The organism is Bacillus sp. z26 (assembly GCF_058313635.1).
Map to the genome: position 1 here is coordinate 226069 of NZ_JBZFQM010000003.1, position 22173 is coordinate 248241.

21 protein-coding genes are annotated in these 22173 nt (G+C 40.8%); 6 read left to right on the top strand and 15 right to left on the bottom strand.

The features are described from left to right. Positions 1 to 16: 16 nt before the first annotated feature. From hisB to hprK, 9 genes are all read right to left on the bottom strand, one after another. Positions 17 to 604, bottom strand: a complete 588-nt coding sequence (hisB, locus tag AC4G3K_RS11460) for an imidazoleglycerol-phosphate dehydratase HisB (protein WP_491077522.1) — start codon at positions 602 to 604, stop codon at positions 17 to 19. Beyond that, positions 601 to 1884: a histidinol dehydrogenase gene (gene hisD, locus AC4G3K_RS11465; protein ID WP_491133347.1), complete on the bottom strand. Its 1284-nt coding sequence runs from the start codon at positions 1882 to 1884 to the stop codon at positions 601 to 603. Before hisD ends, hisB begins: the two co-directional genes overlap by 4 nt. 16 nt (positions 1885 to 1900) lie before the next feature. Then, a complete protein-coding gene (gene hisG / locus AC4G3K_RS11470) occupies positions 1901 to 2533 on the bottom strand; it encodes an ATP phosphoribosyltransferase (RefSeq protein WP_491077520.1) in 633 nt (210 codons plus the stop codon). After that, the gene (locus tag AC4G3K_RS11475) at positions 2533 to 3723 is read right to left on the bottom strand and encodes an ATP phosphoribosyltransferase regulatory subunit (RefSeq protein ID WP_491133348.1); all 1191 of its coding nucleotides are present in this window, start codon (positions 3721 to 3723) and stop codon (positions 2533 to 2535) included. Before AC4G3K_RS11475 ends, hisG begins: the two co-directional genes overlap by 1 nt. Before the next feature lie 193 nt (positions 3724 to 3916). Then, positions 3917 to 4447, bottom strand: coding sequence for an acyltransferase (locus AC4G3K_RS11480; protein WP_491133349.1), 531 nt, complete (start codon positions 4445 to 4447; stop codon positions 3917 to 3919). Next, entirely contained in the window at positions 4444 to 5088 is a 645-nt protein-coding gene (gene ppaX, locus AC4G3K_RS11485) for a pyrophosphatase PpaX (protein ID WP_491133350.1), read from the bottom strand. The genes AC4G3K_RS11480 and ppaX overlap by 4 nt, the downstream gene beginning before the upstream one ends. Further along, positions 5057 to 6025, bottom strand: coding sequence for a nucleoside recognition domain-containing protein (locus tag AC4G3K_RS11490; protein WP_491133351.1), 969 nt, complete (start codon positions 6023 to 6025; stop codon positions 5057 to 5059). The genes ppaX and AC4G3K_RS11490 overlap by 32 nt, the downstream gene beginning before the upstream one ends. A gap of 81 nt (positions 6026 to 6106) precedes the next feature. Next, on the bottom strand, positions 6107 to 6907 hold the full coding sequence (gene lgt, locus AC4G3K_RS11495; RefSeq protein WP_491077515.1) for a prolipoprotein diacylglyceryl transferase: 801 nt from the start codon (positions 6905 to 6907) through the stop codon (positions 6107 to 6109). Between the two features lie 21 nt (positions 6908 to 6928). Continuing rightward, positions 6929 to 7852, bottom strand: coding sequence for an HPr(Ser) kinase/phosphatase (hprK, locus tag AC4G3K_RS11500; protein WP_491077514.1), 924 nt, complete (start codon positions 7850 to 7852; stop codon positions 6929 to 6931). A 146-nt stretch (positions 7853 to 7998) separates the two neighbouring features. Between hprK and nagA the strand changes: the two genes are divergently transcribed. From nagA to AC4G3K_RS11515, 3 genes are all read left to right on the top strand, one after another. After that, positions 7999 to 9174 (top strand): N-acetylglucosamine-6-phosphate deacetylase, encoded by a 1176-nt coding sequence (nagA, locus tag AC4G3K_RS11505; RefSeq protein WP_491133352.1) that lies wholly within the window; start codon positions 7999 to 8001, stop codon positions 9172 to 9174. 17 nt (positions 9175 to 9191) lie between these two features. After that, positions 9192 to 9920 (top strand): glucosamine-6-phosphate deaminase, encoded by a 729-nt coding sequence (gene nagB, locus AC4G3K_RS11510; protein WP_491133579.1) that lies wholly within the window; start codon positions 9192 to 9194, stop codon positions 9918 to 9920. A gap of 218 nt (positions 9921 to 10138) precedes the next feature. After that, positions 10139 to 10846, top strand: coding sequence for an N-acetylmuramoyl-L-alanine amidase (locus tag AC4G3K_RS11515; RefSeq protein ID WP_491133353.1), 708 nt, complete (start codon positions 10139 to 10141; stop codon positions 10844 to 10846). Positions 10847 to 10894: 48 nt separating this feature from the next. Here AC4G3K_RS11515 and AC4G3K_RS11520 read toward each other — a convergent pair whose 3' ends face one another. The 6 genes from AC4G3K_RS11520 to AC4G3K_RS11545 form a co-directional block, all read right to left on the bottom strand. After that, positions 10895 to 11233, bottom strand: coding sequence for a phage holin family protein (locus AC4G3K_RS11520; protein WP_491077511.1), 339 nt, complete (start codon positions 11231 to 11233; stop codon positions 10895 to 10897). Between the two features lie 14 nt (positions 11234 to 11247). Continuing rightward, a complete protein-coding gene (locus AC4G3K_RS11525; protein WP_491133354.1) occupies positions 11248 to 11442 on the bottom strand; it encodes a PspC domain-containing protein in 195 nt (64 codons plus the stop codon). Positions 11443 to 11478: 36 nt separating this feature from the next. Continuing rightward, positions 11479 to 12579 (bottom strand): DUF4097 family beta strand repeat-containing protein, encoded by a 1101-nt coding sequence (locus tag AC4G3K_RS11530; RefSeq protein ID WP_491133355.1) that lies wholly within the window; start codon positions 12577 to 12579, stop codon positions 11479 to 11481. Between the two features lie 531 nt (positions 12580 to 13110). Next, entirely contained in the window at positions 13111 to 15981 is a 2871-nt protein-coding gene (gene uvrA / locus AC4G3K_RS11535; protein ID WP_491133356.1) for an excinuclease ABC subunit UvrA, read from the bottom strand. A 7-nt stretch (positions 15982 to 15988) separates the two neighbouring features. Further along, positions 15989 to 17968, bottom strand: a complete 1980-nt coding sequence (gene uvrB / locus AC4G3K_RS11540) for an excinuclease ABC subunit UvrB (protein ID WP_491077507.1) — start codon at positions 17966 to 17968, stop codon at positions 15989 to 15991. Between the two features lie 197 nt (positions 17969 to 18165). Then, entirely contained in the window at positions 18166 to 18393 is a 228-nt protein-coding gene (locus AC4G3K_RS11545; protein ID WP_066106119.1) for a CsbA family protein, read from the bottom strand. A 259-nt stretch (positions 18394 to 18652) separates the two neighbouring features. Here AC4G3K_RS11545 and AC4G3K_RS11550 point away from each other — a divergent pair, with 259 nt between their 5' ends. The 3 genes from AC4G3K_RS11550 (at position 18653) to AC4G3K_RS11560 (ending at position 22159) form a co-directional block, all read left to right on the top strand. Further along, a complete protein-coding gene (locus AC4G3K_RS11550; RefSeq protein ID WP_491077506.1) occupies positions 18653 to 19939 on the top strand; it encodes an ABC transporter substrate-binding protein in 1287 nt (428 codons plus the stop codon). A 102-nt stretch (positions 19940 to 20041) separates the two neighbouring features. Continuing rightward, complete coding sequence (locus AC4G3K_RS11555; RefSeq protein ID WP_491133357.1) at positions 20042 to 21337, top strand: carbohydrate ABC transporter permease; 1296 nt, start codon at positions 20042 to 20044, stop codon at positions 21335 to 21337. After that, positions 21338 to 22159 (top strand): carbohydrate ABC transporter permease, encoded by an 822-nt coding sequence (locus tag AC4G3K_RS11560; protein WP_491133358.1) that lies wholly within the window; start codon positions 21338 to 21340, stop codon positions 22157 to 22159. Positions 22160 to 22173 lie beyond the last annotated feature (14 nt).

Consider the following 22173-nt stretch of genomic DNA (forward strand, 5'->3'; position numbering starts at 1 on the left):
TGCCAATCCTCCCTCTTTAAAGCATTCCTTTTGTCGAAGGAATTCCTTTTACTCTTGAATCATGTGAGGTCGCTTCATCCAAGGCACGGCCAAGCGCTTTAAAAATTGCTTCCACAATATGATGGGAGTTTCGGCCATAATGCACAATGACATGAAGATTCATCTTCGCCTCAATCGCTAGCTTCCATAAAAATTCGTGTACCAATTCCGTATCAAAGGCTCCAATCATAGGTGCCGGAATGTCTGCTCTAAATTCAAGATGAGGTCGATTACTTAAGTCAACAACGACCTGTGCCAGCGCTTCATCCATCGGTACAAATGCATTTCCGTATCGCTTAATTCCTCTTTTATCTCCAAGAGCTTGACTCAGAGCCTGTCCTAAACAAATACCGATATCCTCTGTCGTATGATGCCCATCCACTTCGATATCGCCATCAGCGTCAACACGCAGGTCGAAGTGGCCATGTTTGGCAAACAGGTCCAACATATGTGAGAGAAAGGGTATGCCGGTTGAAAGCTCTGTCTTGCCTTCACCGTCAAGACCAAAAGCTAGCCTGATATTCGTTTCATTTGTTTTTCTTTCTATTTCTGCTGCTCGTTTCATTGACCTTCCTCCTTTAGAATGAATCTTGACTCAATGGCCCGTGCATGAGCCTCCAATCCTTCCAATCTGGCAAAAGCAGCAATCTTGGTAGCATTAGCTTCAAAATCTTGTTGACTGTACATAATTAAGCTCGTTTTCTTTTGAAAATCATCCACATTTAAAGGACTTGAAAAACGGGCTGTTCCGTTTGTAGGAAGCACGTGGTTGGGACCTGCAAAATAATCGCCAACCGGTTCGGAACTATATTTACCGATAAAAATAGCACCTGCATGCCGAATCGCACCCGCCACATTCATCGCATCTGCTGTTTGAATTTCTAAATGTTCGGGGGCTAATTCATTCACAGCCTCAATGGCCTCATTCATTGTGTTTGCCACGTAAATACCGCCAAAATTGTTCCAGGAAGCAAGGGCAATTTCTTTGCGCGGCAATAAGAGTATTTGTCTCTCCACTTCGGCTTTAACCTGACGCGCCAATGTGTGGCTCGTTGTAATCAGCACACTGCATGCCCGTTCATCATGTTCAGCCTGTGATAGCAAATCAGCTGCAACATGGCTAGCCTCCGCCGTTTCATCGGCAAGTACCGTTATTTCACTTGGGCCGGCTATCATATCAATATCTACATCGCCATATACTTCCCTTTTGGCCAGAGCAACATAAATATTGCCGGGACCCGTAATTTTATCTACTTTTCCAATAGATTCTGTTCCATAGGCAAGGGCACCAATTGCTTGGGCTCCACCTACTTTATAAATCTCTGTGATACCTGCTATGCGGGCTGCAGCAAGCACGGAATCAGGCAATTTCCCTTCCTGCCCAGGTGGTGAAACCATCACAATCCGCTTTACACCTGCTACTTTTGCTGGAATCGCGTTCATTAACACCGAAGATGGATAGGCAGCTGTACCTCCTGGAACATAGATGCCGACCGAATCAAGCGGTGTGCGCCTTAATCCAAGCATAGTCCCAGTAACAGACATATCAATCCATGAATTTTGCACTTGTTTTTCATGATAGCTTCGTAGATTAGCAGCAGCTTCAGTCATGATTGAAATCATCTCAGGCGGCAGACCGGCGATTGCCAGTTCAATTTCATCGTTTGTCACTCTAAGAGAATCCAATTCTGCATGATCAAACTTTTTGGTGTAGGAAAATAAAGCCTGATCTCCCAGATCATTTACATCCTGTAAGATTTGCCGAACTACTTGCCTTTGAGCATCACTTCCGCCATCTACCGTTCGTTTCAGCGATATTCCGCTCGTCAATGATTTTATTTCCATCCTTTTATCCCTCCAGTTATTCTTTGGGCTGCAAAACTGTTCCCAATCGAGTGACCATCTCAGCAATCACTTTCTCCTTCATTCGATAACTGACCGGATTGGCAATAAATCTTGAGGTTACATCTTGAATAATGGCATACTCTACCAGACCATTTTCGCGCAAGGTTTGTCCGGTTGACACAATATCGACGATTCGATCAGCAAGACCAATCATAGGTGCCAGCTCGATTGAACCATTTAACTTAATAATTTCCACCTGTTCACCCTGTTCGCGGAAATATTGCGAAGCGATGTTGGGGTATTTACTGGCAATCTTAGGAGCAACCTTGCTCATCTCCGTATTCGGCAGACCTGCCACTGCTAAATAGCAGTCGCTGATCTTCAAATCAAGCAATTCGTATACGTCACGCGCCTCTTCCATAAGTACGTCTTTTCCGGCAATACCCACATCAGCCACACCATACTCCACATAGGTTGGAACATCCATCGGCTTTGCCAGGATAAAGCGGAGATTTTCATTTTTTACATTGATAATCAGCTTTCTTGTATCGTCAAAGTCAGAAGGAATCTGGTAATCTGCCTTTCTAAGTAATTCCACGGCTTCATCCAATATCCGTCCTTTGGGCATAGCAATCGTTAATGGGTCCATTATCCTTCCTCCTCCTCCGATCCATCGATTATGTCAATCATAAATTCAATATTCGAAAAATTCTCCGTAAACTTATTTACATCTTTCAATCCATTCACATTTTGCAATACAACTCGTTGACCAGATTTTCTCATCCTCGCAGCCTTTTTCATCGCCCTTAATTGCTGGGAAGGATGATAAATGATACAAATGGGTTCTTCTTCCATTATCACTGAGTCAACCGTTTCCAGGATGCGATCTAATCGCAAACCGAATCCCGTAGCAGGAGCGTCCGTTCCAAACTGTTTATATAGCTCGTTATATCGCCCACCATTCCCAATTGGAAAGCCTACATTCTCCCCAAAAACTTCGAACAAAATACCGGTATAGTAGTCCATATGGCTAACAAGTGATAAATCGTACGTAATCATTTCAGCCTGATCGGTTAATTGGAGAATATCGGCTAGTTTTTTCAGCTCCTGTACAGCACGCTGACCCATTGGACGGTCTGTTAGTTCTTCAGCCAATTCCAGGATCTCATCTCCTCCTTTTAAATCAAGGAATCGATACAAGATTTCTCGTTCCTTTAAGGAAATCGGCATTTGATTGACATACTCCCTGAAGCCTACATAATTTTTCTCAAACAGAAATTTTCTCATGACTCCTGCCGTTTCTTCACAGCCGCCAAAATGGAGAAGTAAATCCTGTACAAATCCAATATGGCCAATCGTAATATGATAGCGTTCCAATCCCGCAGATTTTAATACAGAGGATAGCAGAGAAAGCACTTCAGCATCTGCTGACAATGTCCTATCCCCAACTAATTCAATCCCAAATTGCTCAAATTCAGCCGGACGTCCGCCTTCCTTCTCCTGAGCTCTGAACACATTTGCGCTATAGGCAAGCCTCATGGGATTACCTTCCTTTAGCAAATGGGAAGATGCAACCCTGGCAATAGGCGAAGTCATATCAGGACGTAACACTAAACTATGACCATCTTTATCTAATAACTTGAATAATTGAAGGTCGCGAATAGCTGATACCTTCCCAACAGTCTCATAATATTCAAGTGATGAAGTTTCTAAAAAACGATATCCGTATTGGATGGTTTCGTCCATCATTCTTTGTTTGATTGAATGCTTTAATTTAAATAAATCAGGCAATGTGTCACGCATTCCCAATGGCTTTTCAAACATAAATAGATTCGGCATATATAACAGTCCTTTATCGTAATTTTTCAAAATACTTTAGTTCGCTAATATGCTAATAAGATGAAGTTAGGTTAAAGTGTATCGCTCCTTCCAAAAATTTTCAAGTCATTTGGATGGTATGCGCCATGTTTGCGTCAATAGTCCTAGAGGAGCAGGCAGTAAAAAACCCCACTCACAAAGGAACGGGGTTACTCTATTGATGAAAGAACGTATCTTCTTGTATTCTTTTTTGCATTTCTTCAGCACTGTAGATGACTTTCATTGGATTACCTCCTACAAAATCCCCTGCCGAAACATCCTTATGGACAAGTGTACCAGCCGAAACAATCGCACCATTCCCTATTTCAATTCCAGGCAGTAAGGTGGAATTAGCTCCAATCAGCACTTCGTCGCCAATGATTACATTCCCTAAACGATATTCGTTTATTAAGTATTCATGAGCCAAAATGGTTGTATTATACCCAATCACCGTGTTACGTCCAACCGAAATTTTTTCAGGAAACATGACATCGAGCATGACCATCAAGGCGAAGGATGTCTTGTTACCTACCTTCATCCCCAGGAAATTACGATAAAGCCAATTCTTCATGCCCAGAAACGGCGTATACCTGGCAAGCTGTATAACAACAAAATTCCGAACAACCTTCCAAAAGGGAACTGTCTTATATACATACCATAGGGAATTGCCATCCCCTTTTACCGGATAACGTGTTGTTCTTCTCATTGCTTTAAGATCGTTAAGAGATCACGCATATTTTCAAGCATATAATCCGGATTAAATTGCTCGAGATATTCTCTTCCCTTGATCGTCCAGGCAACTCCAGCTGTCTTCGTTCCCGCATTTTTCCCTGCCAGAATATCATGGCTATTATCCCCAACCATAATCGTTTCTGCTGGCACGGAACCAATCATGTCCAACGCTAACAGAATTGGCTCCGGATCAGGCTTTGGCATTTTAACATCATCAAGTGTCACAACCACATCAAAGAAAGAGTCGAGGCGACTTTTAACCAAGCCCATTTTTACTGCATTACGCATCTTAGTTGTCGCGATGCCGACTTTATAACCACTTTTTTTAAGTAAATCAATCGTGTCATACACACCTTCATACTCACGAACAAGCAAGTCATGATTAGCAAAATTATGTTCGCGGTAAAAGGCTATCATCTCATCTTTACGCTCAGGATCCAGGCCGCCAAATGTTTCAGCCAGGGATGGCCCTATAAATGGATAGACATCTTCCCGTGAATATTGACCAGGATAATAATGATCAAATGTATGTAAAAAGGAAGCAATAATTAATTCATTCGTATCAATTAATGTCCCATCTAAATCAAATAGTAATGTTGTGATTTTCTGCTCCACTCTGTTCTTCCTTCCTTTTTCTTAATTCTACTTTGTTCCAAACATACGCAATGATTACGGCTAATAAAATGGCTGTCACCAGACGGATTAGCAGCAACGGCAGAACCGGTATGCCTAGAGGGATAAAAATAACCGTATCTTCAACCACCGCATGACAAGCAATCAAAAATATAAAAGCAATCGTGATGTCTTTTTTACTAACACCATCCTCACGGACTGCATCAAGCATAACGCCTGCCCCGTAAGCCAAACCAATCACAAGGCCCGCTACCAATGTCATGGATGTGTTTTCTTTCATCCCCAGCATTCTTGTGACTGGCTTCATCCAATTTGAGAATTTGTTCAGCCAATTCAAGTCCTTCATAATCTGGATAACTAACATCAACGGAATGACAATAATCGCCAGCTTGATGGTTCCATAAGCTGCTTTTTCCAGGGCCATCAACAAAATCGGGAGTAACCCGGAAACCGCTTCCTCATTACCGCTGATGCCATAATAAATTCTCTCTGAACCGCCCTGCCAAAACAAGTGAATGGCAACTGCCGAAAATAAAGCGAGCCCTATTCGGGTAAGAAGAACCACCCATAGTTTAACACCCACCTTTAAAGCAACACCGGTTTCAATGAAAAGATTATGGGAAAAAGAAAGCATAACGGCAATGATAAAGACTTCTTTAACAGTTAAAGAATCCAAAGCCAAAATACCACCAATTCCGGCATACAGGTTTAAAAAGTTCCCCAGTACCAATGGAATCGCTGCATCCCCGGGAAGTCCAATCAACTCCATAACAGGGCTTATCAAATGAATAATCCAGGGCAATATCGGTGTATATTGAAGAATGGTTATAAAAAACGTGACAGGAAAGATAATTTTCCCGAGCATCCAGGTGGTTCGTAAGCCCGCCAATAAACCTTTTGATACAGTCTCTTTTTTCAAACATCCCACCCCTTAGTTGTTCTCGATGGACAACTTGCAGATAAGTGAATTTCTAAAGATGCGGTTCATTAGCCATCAGTATTATAGATCTAAATATTTTTTCTCGGAATAACCCATTTTCCGTCTCAGGATAAACAGAATGATTCCCCCAATAATAAGGGTTAAAGACATAATTTGTGCCATCCGTAAATCGCCAAATAGCATGAGGCTATCCGTTCTCAATCCTTCAATAAAGAAGCGTCCGATTGAATACCATATAACATAAGTCAGGAACATTTCACCCTGACGTAAATTAACTCTTCGCAGCAGAAGCAATATACCAAAACCAATGATATTCCACAGGGATTCGTACAAGAATGTTGGATGATGGTAGGCTCCCTGAATATACATTTGATCAATGATAAAGTCCGGGAGCATTAAATTCTCAAGAAACTGACGGCTGACTTCTCCGCCAAATGCTTCCTGATTAATGAAATTCCCCCATCTTCCAATCGCCTGCCCGAGGATAAGAGACGGAGCTGCGATATCAGCCATTTTCCAGAAGGAGATATTTCTGGAACGAGCGAAGACAATGGTTGTAATAACTGCCCCAATTAAGGCCCCATGAATAGCTATTCCGCCATTCCATATTTTATAAATATCACTGAGGTGATCTTTATAATAGGACCACTCAAAAATCACATAATATATACGTGCACTAATAATAGATATCGGGACTGCATAGATCAGAAGGTCAACAAATAAGTCTTTGTCCAACCCGCGGCGTTCAGACTCACGCATGGCAAGCCATAGCCCAAGGAAAACACCCGCCCCAATAATAATTCCATACCAGTAGATCTGTATGGAACCGATATGTATGGCAACACGATCAATCGTATTCATTTATCCTTACACCTACTCCAATTATTTTTCGTTTCCAATAGCTTCATTTAATTTTTCTGTAAATTGCTGAGCAGTATTGACTCCCATTCGTTTCAGACGGAAATTCATGGCCGCTACTTCAATGATAACCGCAATATTACGGCCTGGACGAACAGGTATATTCATCCGTGTAATATCCGTATCAATAATCCGGACTTTTTCTTCTTCCAAGCCCAGTCTGTCATAATTTTTTTGCTGATCCCATATCTCCAAATTAATGACAAGGGAAATTCTTTTGTGACTCCTGACTGCACCCGCACCAAAGAGAGTCATAACATTGATGATACCTACGCCTCTTATTTCTAAAAGATGTTCAATTAATTCAGGCGAATTTCCGACTAAAGTATCGTCATCTTCCTGACGAATTTCCACACAGTCATCGGCAACTAGACGATGGCCTCTTTTTACAAGTTCAAGGGCAGTTTCACTTTTTCCGACGCCGCTTTTTCCGGTAATCATGACACCAACACCATATATATCAACCAAAACGCCATGAACAGCAGTTGTCGGAGCCAGCTTGCTTTCAAGAAAATTAGTCAATCGACTGGAAAATCTGGTTGTTTTCATGGTTGTTCGCAAAACTGGAACAGATACTGCTTCAGAAGCCATCAGCAGCTCCTTGGGCACCTCTAAACCACGCGTTATAACAATACATGGCGTAATATCACTGCATAGCATTTGCATTCTTGAAGTTCTTTCTCCACTGGCTAACTTAGAAAAAAAGGATAGCTCAGTCATCCCAAGGATTTGAATACGATCAGCCGGGTAATAATCAAAATATCCAGCAATTTCTAAACCAGGTCTGGAAAGATCGCTCGTGGTGATTGGTCTATTTATGCCTTCCTCACCACAAATCAATTCAAGCTGGAATTCCTTAATGAGGTCGATTGTTCTTACTTTTGCCAAAAATTTCACTCCCTGAATTATTGATAATAATGTGCCTTCATTTTAACATTATTTCCTACATAACCATACAATAACAATAATATAATTCTGGTTTTTCTAAAAAATTATAGTACGATTAGGTTAAGTACAACTAGCCTGGGAGTTGAATGAAAATGTCACTATTAATACAGCATGCAACGATATACCAAGAGAACGCTATCCTCCAAAATGGGTATATACTAATAAAAAATAATCAAATCAGTGAAGTTGGCTTTATGGAAAATTCACCACAACACGCTGATGAAGTCCTCAATTTAAAAGAGGGGCAAATTGTTTTACCTGGCTTTATTGATGTCCATATTCACGGAGTCGCTGGAGCTGATGCGATGGACGGTACAGAAGAAGCATTGCGCGTAATGGTTAATGAGCTTCCCAAAGAGGGAACCACATCTTTTTTAGCCACAACAATGACTCAAAGCCCATCCAATATCAAAAATGCATTACAAGCGATTCATCGCTTTAAGGATAATGGGAATCCTACTGGAGAAACAGAATTGCTGGGGGTACATTTAGAGGGTCCCTTCATAAGTCCATCAAAAGCAGGGGCACAGCCATTACATCACATAATCGACCCTCAAGTGAATTTATTTTCGGAGTGGAATGAAACATCAGGGCATGCGATTAAACTTGTCACTCTTGCACCTGAACAGCCTGGTTCAAGCGAATTAATCGAACACCTGCACAAATCCGCCATTATTTGTTCCCTCGGTCATACAAACGCTACCTATCATCAAGCAACAGAAGCCATTGAACAGGGAGTTTCACACGCTACACACCTATTTAATCAAATGACCGGATTGCACCATCGTGATGTTGGTGCTGCTGGAGCAGCCCTACTGCATGAACAGGTATATACGGAAATGATTGCAGACGGGATACATGTATCACCTGAAATGGTTAAACTTGCCATTCAAGTTAAAGGTCTGGAGAAGACAATCCTAATTACAGATGCTATGCGGGCAAAAGGAATGGCCGATGGACAATATGATTTGGGTGGACAAGAAGTAACGGTTAAGGGCAGTGAAGCACGTCTCGCAGATGGTACGTTGGCAGGCAGTATTCTCAAAATGAACGAGGCGATTAAAAATGTATGTGATTTTACAGGATATACACTGCAACAAGTTGTCCAGATGGCATCTGCCAATCCAGCCAAACAGCTGAAAATATACGATCGAAAAGGAAGCATTACCGTTGGAAAGGATGCAGATCTTGTTATCCTAAACCCAAATTTTGATGTATCCGCTACAATCTGCCGTGGCAAAATAGCTTATAGAGGTGAATAAGAATGACTCAAACAAACATGAAAGTAATAAAAGTAGACAACTATGAAGAGTTAAGCCACCTGGCTTCAGAAATAGTTATCGGAAAAATAAAACAAAAACCGAATGCGGTGCTTGGTCTCGCTACTGGAAGCACCCCGCTTGGTCTCTATAAAAATCTGATTGAGGACCATCAAAAAAACGGGACAAGCTATCAACACATCCACTCTGTAAATTTAGATGAATATATTGGACTTTCAAAAGATAATCCAAATAGCTATCACTCCTATATGATGCAAAATTTATTTCAATATCTCGATATCCCCTATAATCATATTCATCTGCCGCATGGGGAATCCGATGATTTCATCAAGGAATGCGAGCGATATGAAAATATTATTGAAGAACTTGGCCATGTAGATTTACAAATACTCGGAATTGGAGGAAATGGCCATATCGGTTTTAACGAACCCGGGACCCCGTTTACGAGTAAAACACATATCATTGATCTAAAAGAAAGTACGCGTCAGGCTAATGCCCGCTTTTTCAATCATATTGATGATGTTCCAAAACAAGCCATTACGATGGGGATTTCTACTATTTTGAAAAGCAAAGAGATCATATTATTAGCTTCCGGTGAAGCAAAAGCTGAAGCAACTTACAAACTGATTAAAGGTGATGTAACGGAACAATTGCCTGCAAGTGCTCTAAAGAATCATCCAGCTGTAACCGTAATTGTGGACCAAGCAGCCGCTTCCTTGCTTGTTTAACTTCCACTAACTTCTTGTAATAGGGAGGAAATTTAACTCTTGATAACGGGAACCTTTCCCTATTCTCATGGTATAAGTGATGAACTTCTTATTCGTTAAGAAAAACCGAAGCCTTTGAACACAGAAATCATGCACCTTTTTAACAATAAATAGCCCTAAAATGGTCCATTTAGATGGCTTGTCTCATATTATGCTAGTAAAGGACAAGGGGGCATCCAATGTTGAAGATTATGATTGATGCGGGCCACGGCTATAAAACACCAGGAAAATCATCTCCAGATGGCATGGAAGAATATGAGTTTAATCGCGCTGTAGCCCAATATGTAAAAGATTTATTAACCGACTATCAGGCAAATACCTTTTTTGCCCATTCAGACTTAACCGATGTCCCACTAGCGGATAGAACCAAGCAGGCCAATTCAGTCGGTGCAAATTTATATCTATCAATCCATGCCAACGCTGCCGGAAATGGTGGATGGCATGAAGCAGAGGGAATTGAAACATATATTGATACATCCAAGCCTGCAGAAGCCTTCTCACTGGCTTCAAAAATCCAAAAGAAATTGATTGCTTCAACTGGCTTACATAATCGGGGAGTGAAAACAGCAGATTTTCATGTGTTACGCGAAACCAAGATGACAGCTGTGCTCGTTGAATGCGGCTTTATGACAAATAAAAATGAAAGCAAGCTGCTTAAAACCGAATACTACCGCAAAATATGTGCAAAAGCGATAGCAGAAGCCATTATTTCTCACTATTCATTAAAAAAGAAAGCACTTCTTCCTGCCAAACAATCGGATCAGGAAAAAACACTTTACAAGGTTCAGCTTGGAGCCTTTGTGGACAGGCAGCATGCAACAAATTTAGCTGCACAGCTAAAACGACTTGGGTTCGACACTACCATCATTGCCGAAAAACAAGAATAAAAAAACCTGAAGCCTCATAGGGGTTACCTAGAGGCTTCAGGTTCTTTTTTATTCCATTACACTTTCCATCACAGTATTGACTAATGAAAGAATAATGGATACCAGGAAGGTTAGCCAGAAACCATTGATATCAAATGCGCTTCCCATTGCTGCATCTGTAATCTTCAACACGATTGTATTGATAAAAAGCAGAAATATCCCCAGTGTAATAATCGTTATAGGTAGCGTTAAGATGGTTACAATCGGTTTGACAATAACATTAAAGATAGATAACACAATGGCTGCAAGAATTGCCGCACCAAATCCACTCACATAAACGCCTTCAAATACCTGTGTCAGCAATACAAAAACCACTGCATTGATAAGTATTTTTACAATCCAATTCATACATCCATCTCCTCCTATTCTTCTCTAGGCATAATATAACTAAGAATTGTGTAAGGAATAATCAGCAAAAAACTGGTTGGGATGAGCCCGATTACAAATAGGATACGCAAAAGAGTTGATTTAATACCAAAATATTGTGCAAGCCCTCCAAGAACACCCAATAACATCTTATCTGATCTTAAACGGACTAATCGCTTTTTTTCTTTCAAAACATCCGGCAGCTCCTTTAATTTTCAACTTATTGATTAATGTTTGATTTTAATATTTCCGGCTCTTGATTCAGCTAGAATATGAATAGATTGCTCATATTCGCCTTCAGATTGGAAACGCAGCATCTTTTGAACTACATCACTTTTTTCCTCAATAACATGAATCCCCTTGAGGTCAATATTAAAACTGCCCAGATTAGATTTTAACTCTCCATTACAGCCAGTGTTTGCAGGAATTTGAAGATTAATGCTTCCTGCTGACGCCTTAGCTCGGATGGTTTCTCCATATCGGCCGGTTTGTTCACATTGAATGCTTCCATTAATCGTTTGCAGATCTCCTTTTCGGAATCCACCCTGGATTTGAATCGCCCCATTTATCGTTTCAACTTCCAATTCACCAACATCAAATCCTTTAATATTTACAACACCATTAACCGTTTCAAATTCCGCTTCCCGTGCATTAAAATCAGAAAACTGAATTTGCCCGTTGCCTGTTTTGGTTTTAATCGTATCAACTTTAACATTTTCTCCGACAATCGTTCCATTAAATAAACGTATTTTCAGTTCCTCATAGCGTGAATTCGGCACTCGAATAATCGCCTGTAATTTGATCGATTTATCCTGCACAGCAAATCGGAGTCTACCATCTTCTAATGAATAGGTTACTTCTTTAAGGAATTTTTTCCTTGCTTCTTCCGTATCATCAGTTCTGTACACCTTAGCATGACATTCAATCGTGATTTCTTGCTTATCCCACGGGAGGAACTTCACACTGCCGTTCGCCAAATCTACATCTATTTTTCGTAAAGGTGCATGATCCTGATGATAAATATGCTCAATCTCTACAGCAGAGCCAAAATTTAAGTCAAAATCTACATCTTTAATTTTTTTCACTACATCATCTACGATTCCCAATAATTTATCCATAGTAGAGGAAGATTTTTTGGATTGAGTTCCCTTATTTTCCGAGTAATCTGAATTCGAAACTGTTGCTAATTCACTGGTCTCTGTCTTCTGTTCAGCTTCTTTAATAAGCTTATCTTTCTTCTCTATCTGCTCAAGCAATAAGAGCGCTTCATCTGCGTTAAGTAATCCTTCTTTTACCATTTCCAAAATGCGTTTTTTCTCTTGATTCATTAAGACCAGCTCCCTTTACATGGTATGTACCTGTAAACCTTTTAAAATTTTTAATACCTAGATGACATTCCAAATCCAGTACGATAACGCCAATTAATCCGAAGAGAACATAACAAGTATAGCTGCGATAGGCAAAGATCCTTAACTTCTAATTAGAAATATGCTGAGTTAAAAATACAAAGAATACACTATTGCCTATGACGAAAGGAAATAAATTTGAAAACAAAGCCTACTTTAGCATGTCTTTTAAACTCAAGATCCTACCCAGTAAAAAAACAACCGTCGTAAGATGAGGAAAGGCTGACATAACAAATTAGCAGTCTTCATAAATACGAGCACTTCTCCTATTCATACGTATAGAAAAAAAGAAAGTTTCTATAATTCAAGAAATACATAACTCGATTCATAAATAGTTGGTCTAGAATTAGTACCCGGAAGAGATACATAGGCATCAACCAGGCAAACATGTGCATAAGCTGTGGTCTTGATCCTTTTTAGCAGAATGCAGGATATGGGGAAAAAGCAAGCCGTCTATCGGGAGGCTTGCTTTTCCAATACTTTATTCTTCATGCGGTCTCGGTCACGTTCGAGTATAGGTTTTAAATATTTACCTGTATAGGATTCAGGTGTCTCCGCAATGACTTCCGGTGTACCGGTAGCCAGAATGGTTCCACCTTTTTCTCCGCCCTCCGGACCAAGATCGATTAAATAATCGGCCGCTTTAATGACATCTAAATTATGCTCAATCACTAGTACTGTATCACCATTATCAACCAGGCGCTGCAACACGACTAACAGACGCGAAATATCATCGACATGCAGCCCTGTTGTCGGTTCATCCAAAATATACAGAGATCGGCCATTGGAACGGCGGTGCAGCTCACTGGCAAGCTTCACACGCTGCGCTTCTCCACCAGATAATGTCGTTGCAGGCTGCCCCATCTTAATATAGCCCAGCCCAACATCATAAATCGTTTGTATTTTCCGTTTGATCTTTGGATGGTTTTCAAAAAACTGAAGTGCTTCCTCTACGGTCATATCTAAAATATCAGAAATATTCTTCCCTTTATAGGTTACTTCCAAAGTTTCCCGATTATACCGTTTTCCGTGGCAAATTTCACAAGGAACATAAACGTCCGGCAGAAAATGCATTTCTATTCTTATAATGCCATCTCCGCGGCATGCTTCACACCGTCCGCCTTTAATATTAAAACTGAAGCGGCCTTTCTTATATCCACGGACTTTTGCTTCATTTGTGGAAGCAAACACATCCCGGATATCATCGAATACACCTGTATAGGTCGCCGGATTGGAACGTGGTGTTCGCCCGATAGGGGATTGATCGATATCAATCACTTTCTCCAGTTCTTCCACACCTTTTATCTCACGGAACTTTCCAGGTTTCGCTTTTGCCCTGTTCAGCTTTTGAGCCAATGCTTTATGAAGAATCTCATTCACCAATGTACTCTTCCCTGAACCGGAAACACCCGTAACGGCTACAAATGTTCCAAGCGGAAAGGATACATTTACATTTTTAAGGTTATTTTCTTTAGCACCCTTGATCTCCAGTAATCGTCCATCACCCTGTCTGCGTTCCAAAGGAAGGGGAATGAATTTTTCACCGGATAAATATTGGCCGGTTAACGAATTGGCATCAGCAATCACTTCTTCAGGAGTTCCCACTGATACAATCTCCCCGCCGTGCGCACCGGCACCGGGACCGACATCTATTAAATAATCCGCTGCCAGCATTGTATCCTCATCATGTTCAACGACAATGAGCGTATTCCCAATATCACGCATACTTTTCAGTGTAGAAATCAAGCGATCATTATCACGTTGATGAAGGCCAATTGAAGGTTCATCCAGAATGTATAAAACACCTGTTAATCGCGAGCCAATCTGTGTAGCGAGTCTGATCCGCTGCGCTTCTCCTCCGGACAAAGTGCCTGCTGTCCGGTTTAATGTCAGATACTCCAAGCCAACATTAATCAAAAAGCCCATTCTTTCTTTTATTTCTCGGAAAATCAAACGCGCGATACTCATATCTTTCTCGGATAGCTTCAAATTTCCAAAGAACTCGTTAGCATCCTGGATTGAAAGCGCCGTTATCTCTCCAATATGATGTCCGTCAACCAAGACGGCCATGCTTTCCTTCTTCAGGCGATATCCTTTGCAGGTCGGACATGGCTGCTCCGCCATATATTTTTCCATTTGATCGCGTATATAATCGGAGTTTGTTTCTTTGAACCGGCGTTCTACATTAGCCAAAACACCTTCAAACTCCACTCTGTTTTCCCGTATTTGGCCGAAATCATTCTCGTAACGGAAATAAATTTTCTCACCCTTGGAGCCCTTCAGGATTTTATTTAGCTGGCTTTCCGGTAATTGAGAGACAGGTATATCCATATCTATGCCATAGTGATCAGCAACACATTCAAGCAATTTTGGATAATATTGAGAACTGGTTGGTTCCCATGGTGCAATCGCATGCTCTCTCAATGTTAATTCAGGGTTGGGAATAACAGCATCGGGATCCACTTTTACTTTATGACCCAGCCCATCACATGTAGGGCAGGCTCCAAATGGACTATTGAATGAAAACATACGCGGTTCCAATTCTCCGATTGAAAAGCCGCAATATGGACAGGCATGATGCTCACTGAAAAGCAATTCTTCCTCGCCAATCACATCAATAAGGACCTTTCCGTCACCTAAACGAAGCGCAGACTCAAGAGAATCAGCTATACGAGCATTGATTCCCTCTTTCACGACAACCCGGTCAATGACTACCTCGATCGTATGTTTCTTATTTTTATCCAAACGTATATCATCATCCAGGTCATACATTTCCCCATTTACACGGACACGAACATACCCTTGCTTCTTAATATCTTCAAGCATTTTAACGTGGGTTCCTTTTCGGCCTGAAACGATAGGAGCAAGAATCTGCATTTTTGTTCGTTCCGGATAAGACATAATTCTGTCTACCATTTGTTCAATAGTCTGGGAGGTAATTTCAATTCCATGTACAGGGCATACCGGTTTACCTACTCTTGCATACAGTAAACGCATATAATCATAAATTTCTGTCACCGTTGCTACCGTCGAGCGCGGATTACGGCTGGTCGTTTTTTGGTCAATGGATATCGCCGGAGATAATCCTTCGATTAAATCAACATCCGGTTTATCCATTTGTCCAAGGAACTGGCGCGCATAGGCGGAAAGTGATTCCACATAACGGCGCTGCCCTTCTGCATAGATTGTGTCAAAAGCCAGGGAGGACTTCCCGGAACCGGATAAACCGGTCAGCACAACCAGTTTATCGCGGGGGATTGTCACATCAATATCTTTCAGATTATTGGTCCTGGCCCCTTTTATTACAATTTTATCAAGTGCCATCCTATGTTCATCCTTCCACTTTCAACTCTAAAATTAAATCTCTAAGTTCGGCAGCCCGTTCAAAATCAAGTGCTTTGGCTGCTTCTTTCATTTCTTTTTCCATATTGGCTATAACTTTTTGGCGTTCTTTCTTGGACAGTTTCTCAAATTTATTTGCAGCTTTCTCTTCTTCGCCATCATCCGTTATATGAGTGGCTCGAATGATATCACGGATATCCTTCTGAATCGTCTTAGGAACGATGCCATGTTCCCTGTTGTACTCTTCCTGAATGGCACGGCGTCGTTTCGTTTCTGAAATCGCGATTTCCATGGAATTCGTCATTTTATCTGCATACAAAATAACATGACCGTTAGAATTACGAGCTGCCCGTCCGACCGTTTGAATGAGTGATCGTTCGGAACGCAGGAAACCTTCCTTATCCGCATCAAGAATCGCTACAAGTGAGACCTCTGGAATATCAATCCCTTCACGCAGCAGATTAATTCCAATCAACACATCATATTTTCCAAGACGCAGGTCTCTGATAATCTCGATCCGTTCCAGTGTTTTAATCTCCGAATGCAAATATTGAACCTTGATACCCAGTTCTTTTAAATAATCGGTTAAATCCTCAGACATTTTCTTAGTCAGTGTAGTAATCAGGACACGCTCATTCTTTGTGATTCTCTCGTTGATTTCCCCTAATAGGTCATCAATTTGACCTTCAATCGGACGAACGTCAATAGTTGGATCCAACAGCCCTGTTGGACGAATAATTTGCTGAACCATTTCCGGTGAATGCTCTTGTTCGTAAGGCCCCGGTGTAGCAGATACATAGACAATTTGGTTGACATGTTCTTCAAACTCCTGAAATTGCAAAGGTCGGTTATCCATTGCCGATGGCAGTCGGAAACCGTGATTAACAAGCACCTCTTTACGGGCGCGGTCTCCATTATACATTCCGCGAACCTGCGGGATTGTAACATGGGACTCATCAATCACCATTAAGAAATCCTTAGGGAAATAGTCGATAAGGGTGTAGGGGGTAGAACCCGGCGGCCTCAATGTCAGATGACGGGAGTAGTTCTCAATCCCTGAACAAAAGCCCATTTCTCTCATCATTTCAAGATCATAGCGCGTTCTTTGTTCTAAGCGCTGTGCTTCGAGAAGTTTGCCTTCACCTCTTAAAAAAGTAAGCTGCTCTTCCAATTCTTTCTCGATATTTTGAATGGCGATTTTCATTTTTTCTTCTCTTGTAACAAAGTGGGATGCCGGGAAGATAGCTACATGGTCTCTTTCTCCAATAATTTCACCAGTCAATGCATCGACTTCTCTGATCCGGTCCACTTCATCGCCAAAAAATTCAACGCGTACACAGTGTTCATCTTTTGAAACAGGGAAAATCTCTACTACATCTCCTCTTACCCGAAATGCCCCGCGTTGAAAGTTAATATCATTTCGTTCATATTGTATATCAACCAGTTTACGCAACAGCTGGTTCCGTTCCAGTTCCATGCCTTTTCGAATGGATAAAACCATTTCCCCATATTCTTCTGGAGAACCCAAGCCGTAAATACAGGAGACACTGGCAATAATAATGACATCCTTCCGTTCAAATAATGCGGATGTCGCAGAGTGCCGCAGTTTATCGATTTCATCATTAATGCTGGCGTCCTTCTCTATAAAGGTATCAGTCTGAGGGACATACGCTTCAGGTTGATAATAATCATAGTAACTGACAAAGTACTCCACGGCATTATTCGGGAAGAATTCTTTGAATTCACTGTACAGCTGTCCGGCAAGCGTCTTATTATGAGCAATGATAAGAGTGGGCTTATTAATCTCTTTAATCACGTTCGAAATCGTGAACGTTTTTCCTGTTCCTGTAGCGCCAAGCAGCGTTTGATGCTTAACGCCATTATTAATTCCATTCACCAGCTCTTTAATTGCGGCTGGCTGGTCTCCTTGAGGAGTATACTTGGAAACCAATTCGAATTGTTTACTCACACAAAAGCCCCCTTCATCATTTCTATCTCAATTCTCGTTTTATTTGATAACAATATTTTACCACAACCACCTATAATCAAACCAACAAAAAGCGAACAAATATTCCCCTTTTTTATCCTCATGTAGTATCATTTATGCCCATCCTACAAAAAAATAAAAGAGTCTCCCTTAATAATACGGAAGACTCTGTCTCTCATTTATGCACTTTTAGGTGTTCTTTTTATCATACGCTGGGAATACCAATACCCAGCCGTTAATGAAAATGCATCAATTATAATCAGAGGCCATGATGATGTATAGCCTTTATACGCTGAAGCAGCAATCAGAGCAACTGTTAAACACAAACCGACTATACAGCTATAGGTCACTCTTGAAAAAAGAACAACTAATAATCCTGGAGCTAAAAGAGCTATTAAAATCTTCATCTATGGTCTCACCTACTTCCTCTGGAATAACACTTTCTATTTCCGATTATTCTATCCAGCTACAAATATATTACATTTCTTTTGATTAATCCAGTAAGAAACCCAGGTTTTTCTATCTAGCCCGGATTGCCACCTGTATAACCGAAGATGCATAGGGACTTAGTAACAAAAGTTGAAATTTATACCAAAATTAGGTTTCGATAACCAGATCTAAAGGAATCTATATAGAAGTAGTTACCAATTAAATAGGAGGGGAAATATGAAAATTAAAAAATGGTTATCCTTCTCTACCGCTGCTTTAGTAGGGATTGCTTTAACAGCATGCTCGGATACCGAAGAAACCTCTACCGATAAGAAAGAATCCAACAAAAAGGTAGTCGAAATTACATATGCCAGAGGAGCCGATACAACCGGCAGTACCGAAAAACTAATCGAGGCGTTCCAGAAAAAGCATCCCAACATCAAAGTAAACTACCAAGAAATGCCAAACAGTTCAACCCAACAGCATGACCAATATGTAACCACGTTTAGTAGTAAAAGCACTGAAATTGATGTATTTGATGCAGATGTCGTTTGGCCGGCAGAATTCGCCCAGGCTAACTACGCTATGGAATTAGACCGTTTTATTGACCAAGATAAAATTAATCTTGATGATTATTTCGCTGGTACGGTCGAAGCAGGAAAATTTGAGGGCAAGCAGTGGGCTATGCCAAAATACTCTGATGCGGGCATTCTCTTTTATCGAACAGACCTAATTAAGGAAGCTCCGAAAACATGGGATGAGCTAATTGAAATGGCTAAAGAAGGAAACGGAAAAGAAGGAACCAGCTCAGGCTTTGTCTTTCAAGCTAAACAATATGAAGGTATTGTAGTTAACGCCATGGAATTCATTGCTGCGTACGGAGGAAAAATTATTGATGAAAACAATGAAGTCGTAATCAATAGTCCAGAGGCCAAAAAAGGGCTGAGTAAAATGATCGAAATCGCCAATGCCGATTTCATGCCAAATAATATTTTAACCTTCACTGAGACCGAAACAGAGTCTGCTTTTAATGAAGGGCAAACCGTCTTTGCACGGAATTGGCCCTATATGGCTAAGACAGCTGCTGATAAAGCTACATCAAAGGTAGCCGACAACTTTGCATTTACCTCACTGCCTGCCGGTGATTCTGGCTCTGCTTCGACACTTGGAGGCTATATGGCCATGATTAACCGTTATACAGATCATCCAAAAGAGGCATGGGAATTTGTAAAATTCATGACCGGTGAAGAGGGACAAAAGATTTCAGCTACGGAAGGCGGACGCGCTCCTACCATAAAAGCATTGTATGAGGACAAGGAAATCCAGGAGGCAGCCCCTGTTTTCAAAGAAAAATCTTTTGTAGAAACATTGGAAAATGCCGTGCCAAGACCTGTTACTCCTAACTATCAAAAAATATCAGATATCCTTCAAATTGAAATTTCCAAAGCATTGACCAAAGACATCACAGTCGATCAAGCCATTGAAAATATGGAATCAAAAATGAAGGCTGCACTGAATGAATAGAATACCAGTCTGATAGGTAACGCCAATGGGAGGAGATGGGCACAAAAAGCTTATCTCCTGTTTTTTAGCTCTGGAAAATCTCAGCCTGAAAGGAGTAATGATATGAAAAAGAAATTTTCCCTATCCGAACGGCAATTAGGGTATGCCATGATTATTCCCTCTCTTATTCTCATCGCTATTGTCGTGCTCTATCCAATAGCCATGTCCTTTTGGAATAGCATGTTTGATTACCGATTAAATAATCCGGCTAAATCAGTACGAATGTTATCTGCTCAGATTGACCTTGAACGATATGCAAATGATTATTATTTTCTCCAAAAGAACCTTGACGAATTGGATAGCGACAACTCTAGCCGGTGGGCTCAAACAATCGAAAAAAACCACACGAAATTATTAAAAGAATCGGATATTAAAAAGAAATACGAATATGTGGAAGAAAAGGTCGCAAACTTTGAACCCATTAAAGAGAAAGATGAAAAATATGCAAAGATTGACAAGAATACAGCGGAAGCCTATCAAACAGATTTAGCCTCTATATCCTCTGAATTAAAATCAATTAAAGGAGATCAGGCAGAATTCGCCAAGGAAACGGCAGCATTATCTTCCTCAGTTTCTGAATCCATTCTGAAGGAGAACTTCGTTGGTTTAAGTAATTACGGGAAATACCTCTCGGATGGGCGAATGTGGAAATCCTTATCCAATACTCTCATTTTCACTGTTGTGACTGTTTTTTTTGAATTAGTGTTGGGACTGGCGATTGCCTTGTTAATCAATCGGGCATTCTTCGGCAGGGGGATTGTCAGAGCCGTTGTTTTAATTCCCTGGGCGATTCCGACAGCTGTATCAGCGATGATGTGGATGTTTCTGTATGATGGCCAATCCGGTATCATCGCCCATTTGTTTGAAGAGCTTCATCTTATATCAAATGCAGGAGACTTATTGAGTACAGGCGTGGGTGCAATGGCCTCCGTTATTCTAACAGATATATGGAAAACGACTCCCTACATGGCTTTACTGCTATTAGCCGGTTTGCAAACGATTCCGGGGGATATCTACGAGGCCGCTTCAGTTGATGGAGCAAGCAAGTGGTATCAATTCAGAAGAATAACATTGCCTTTATTAAAATCCAGTATTCTAGTAGCCTTATTATTCCGTACATTGGATGCATTCAGGGTATTTGACCTCATTTTCGTCTTAACAGGAGGCGGTCCTGCAAATTCAACAGAAGTCATTACGATTTATGCATATAAAACTCTATTCGCCCAACAGAATTTTGGTGAAGGCTCCGTCCTTTCAATCATCGTATTTGTTTCAGTGGCGTTGATCAGCCTGATTTACATTAAATTTATTGGTTCTGATCTTTTTGGAGATCGCATAAAAGGAAAGGGGGAAAAATAAATGAAGCATGCAAATAAGATACTTTTCTATTTATTAATTGCTCTCTTCATTTTTATTGTCATGTTCCCATTTCTATGGGTCTTTCTTACATCCTTAAAAGAACCGGGAGAAATTTTCGCCTCCTATAAATGGTGGTCCAAAAACCCTTCCCTTAACTCCTATGAATCTGCCTTAACTTCAAGGCCGCTTCTCGTTTATATGAAAAATAGTTTAATAGTTTCCTCCGTTACCACCATTATTGCGATTGCGTTTGCATCCTTTGCCGCTTATGCGTTAACACGTTTACCGATTAAAGGAAAGGGTATAATATTTGCTGTAATACTAGCATCATCGATGTTTCCGCATATCGCAATTATTTCACCAATCTATAACTTTGTAACAGCTTTTAATTTACGTAACACGTATACAGGATTGGTGATTCCCTATATTACATTTAGTTTACCTTTGGCTATTTGGCTTTTATCTACATTCTTCCAGAAGATACCAAAGGACCTTGAAGAATCGGCTAAAATGGATGGTGCTACACCGTTTCAGACATTCAGAAAAATTATTTTTCCACTTGCTGCACCAGGTGTGTTTACGACAGCCATCCTTGTATTTATCGCAGCATGGAACGAATATTTATTTGCCTTAACAATTAATTCAAAAGAAGCAGCACGAACTGTACCGGTAGGGATATCCCTTTATCAAAGTGACTATACCATTCCATGGGGTGATATTACAGCAGCTACTGTCATCGTCACGATTCCAATTGTCATATTGGTGTTAATTTTCCAAAGAAAAATCGTATCTGGATTGACATCAGGATCAGTGAAGGGATAACACTCTTGTTCTGT

Excerpts from the sequence above, each read along its gene's own strand:
- hisB (WP_491077522.1), bottom strand. The coding sequence starts at position 604 with ATGAAACGAGCAGCAGAAATAGAAAGAAAAACAAATGAAACGAATATC.
- hisD (WP_491133347.1), bottom strand. The coding sequence starts at position 1,884 with ATGGAAATAAAATCATTGACGAGCGGAATATCGCTGAAACGAACGGTA.
- hisG (WP_491077520.1), bottom strand. The coding sequence starts at position 2,533 with ATGGACCCATTAACGATTGCTATGCCCAAAGGACGGATATTGGATGAA.
- AC4G3K_RS11475 (WP_491133348.1), bottom strand. The coding sequence starts at position 3,723 with ATGCCGAATCTATTTATGTTTGAAAAGCCATTGGGAATGCGTGACACA.
- AC4G3K_RS11480 (WP_491133349.1), bottom strand. The coding sequence starts at position 4,447 with ATGAGAAGAACAACACGTTATCCGGTAAAAGGGGATGGCAATTCCCTA.
- lgt (WP_491077515.1), bottom strand. The coding sequence starts at position 6,907 with ATGAATACGATTGATCGTGTTGCCATACATATCGGTTCCATACAGATC.
- nagA (WP_491133352.1), top strand. The coding sequence starts at position 7,999 with ATGAAAATGTCACTATTAATACAGCATGCAACGATATACCAAGAGAAC.
- nagB (WP_491133579.1), top strand. The coding sequence starts at position 9,192 with ATGAAAGTAATAAAAGTAGACAACTATGAAGAGTTAAGCCACCTGGCT.
- AC4G3K_RS11515 (WP_491133353.1), top strand. The coding sequence starts at position 10,139 with ATGTTGAAGATTATGATTGATGCGGGCCACGGCTATAAAACACCAGGA.
- AC4G3K_RS11520 (WP_491077511.1), bottom strand. The coding sequence starts at position 11,233 with ATGAATTGGATTGTAAAAATACTTATCAATGCAGTGGTTTTTGTATTG.
- AC4G3K_RS11530 (WP_491133355.1), bottom strand. The coding sequence starts at position 12,579 with ATGAATCAAGAGAAAAAACGCATTTTGGAAATGGTAAAAGAAGGATTA.
- uvrA (WP_491133356.1), bottom strand. The coding sequence starts at position 15,981 with ATGGCACTTGATAAAATTGTAATAAAAGGGGCCAGGACCAATAATCTG.
- AC4G3K_RS11545 (WP_066106119.1), bottom strand. The coding sequence starts at position 18,393 with ATGAAGATTTTAATAGCTCTTTTAGCTCCAGGATTATTAGTTGTTCTT.
- AC4G3K_RS11550 (WP_491077506.1), top strand. The coding sequence starts at position 18,653 with ATGAAAATTAAAAAATGGTTATCCTTCTCTACCGCTGCTTTAGTAGGG.
- AC4G3K_RS11555 (WP_491133357.1), top strand. The coding sequence starts at position 20,042 with ATGAAAAAGAAATTTTCCCTATCCGAACGGCAATTAGGGTATGCCATG.
- AC4G3K_RS11560 (WP_491133358.1), top strand. The coding sequence starts at position 21,338 with ATGAAGCATGCAAATAAGATACTTTTCTATTTATTAATTGCTCTCTTC.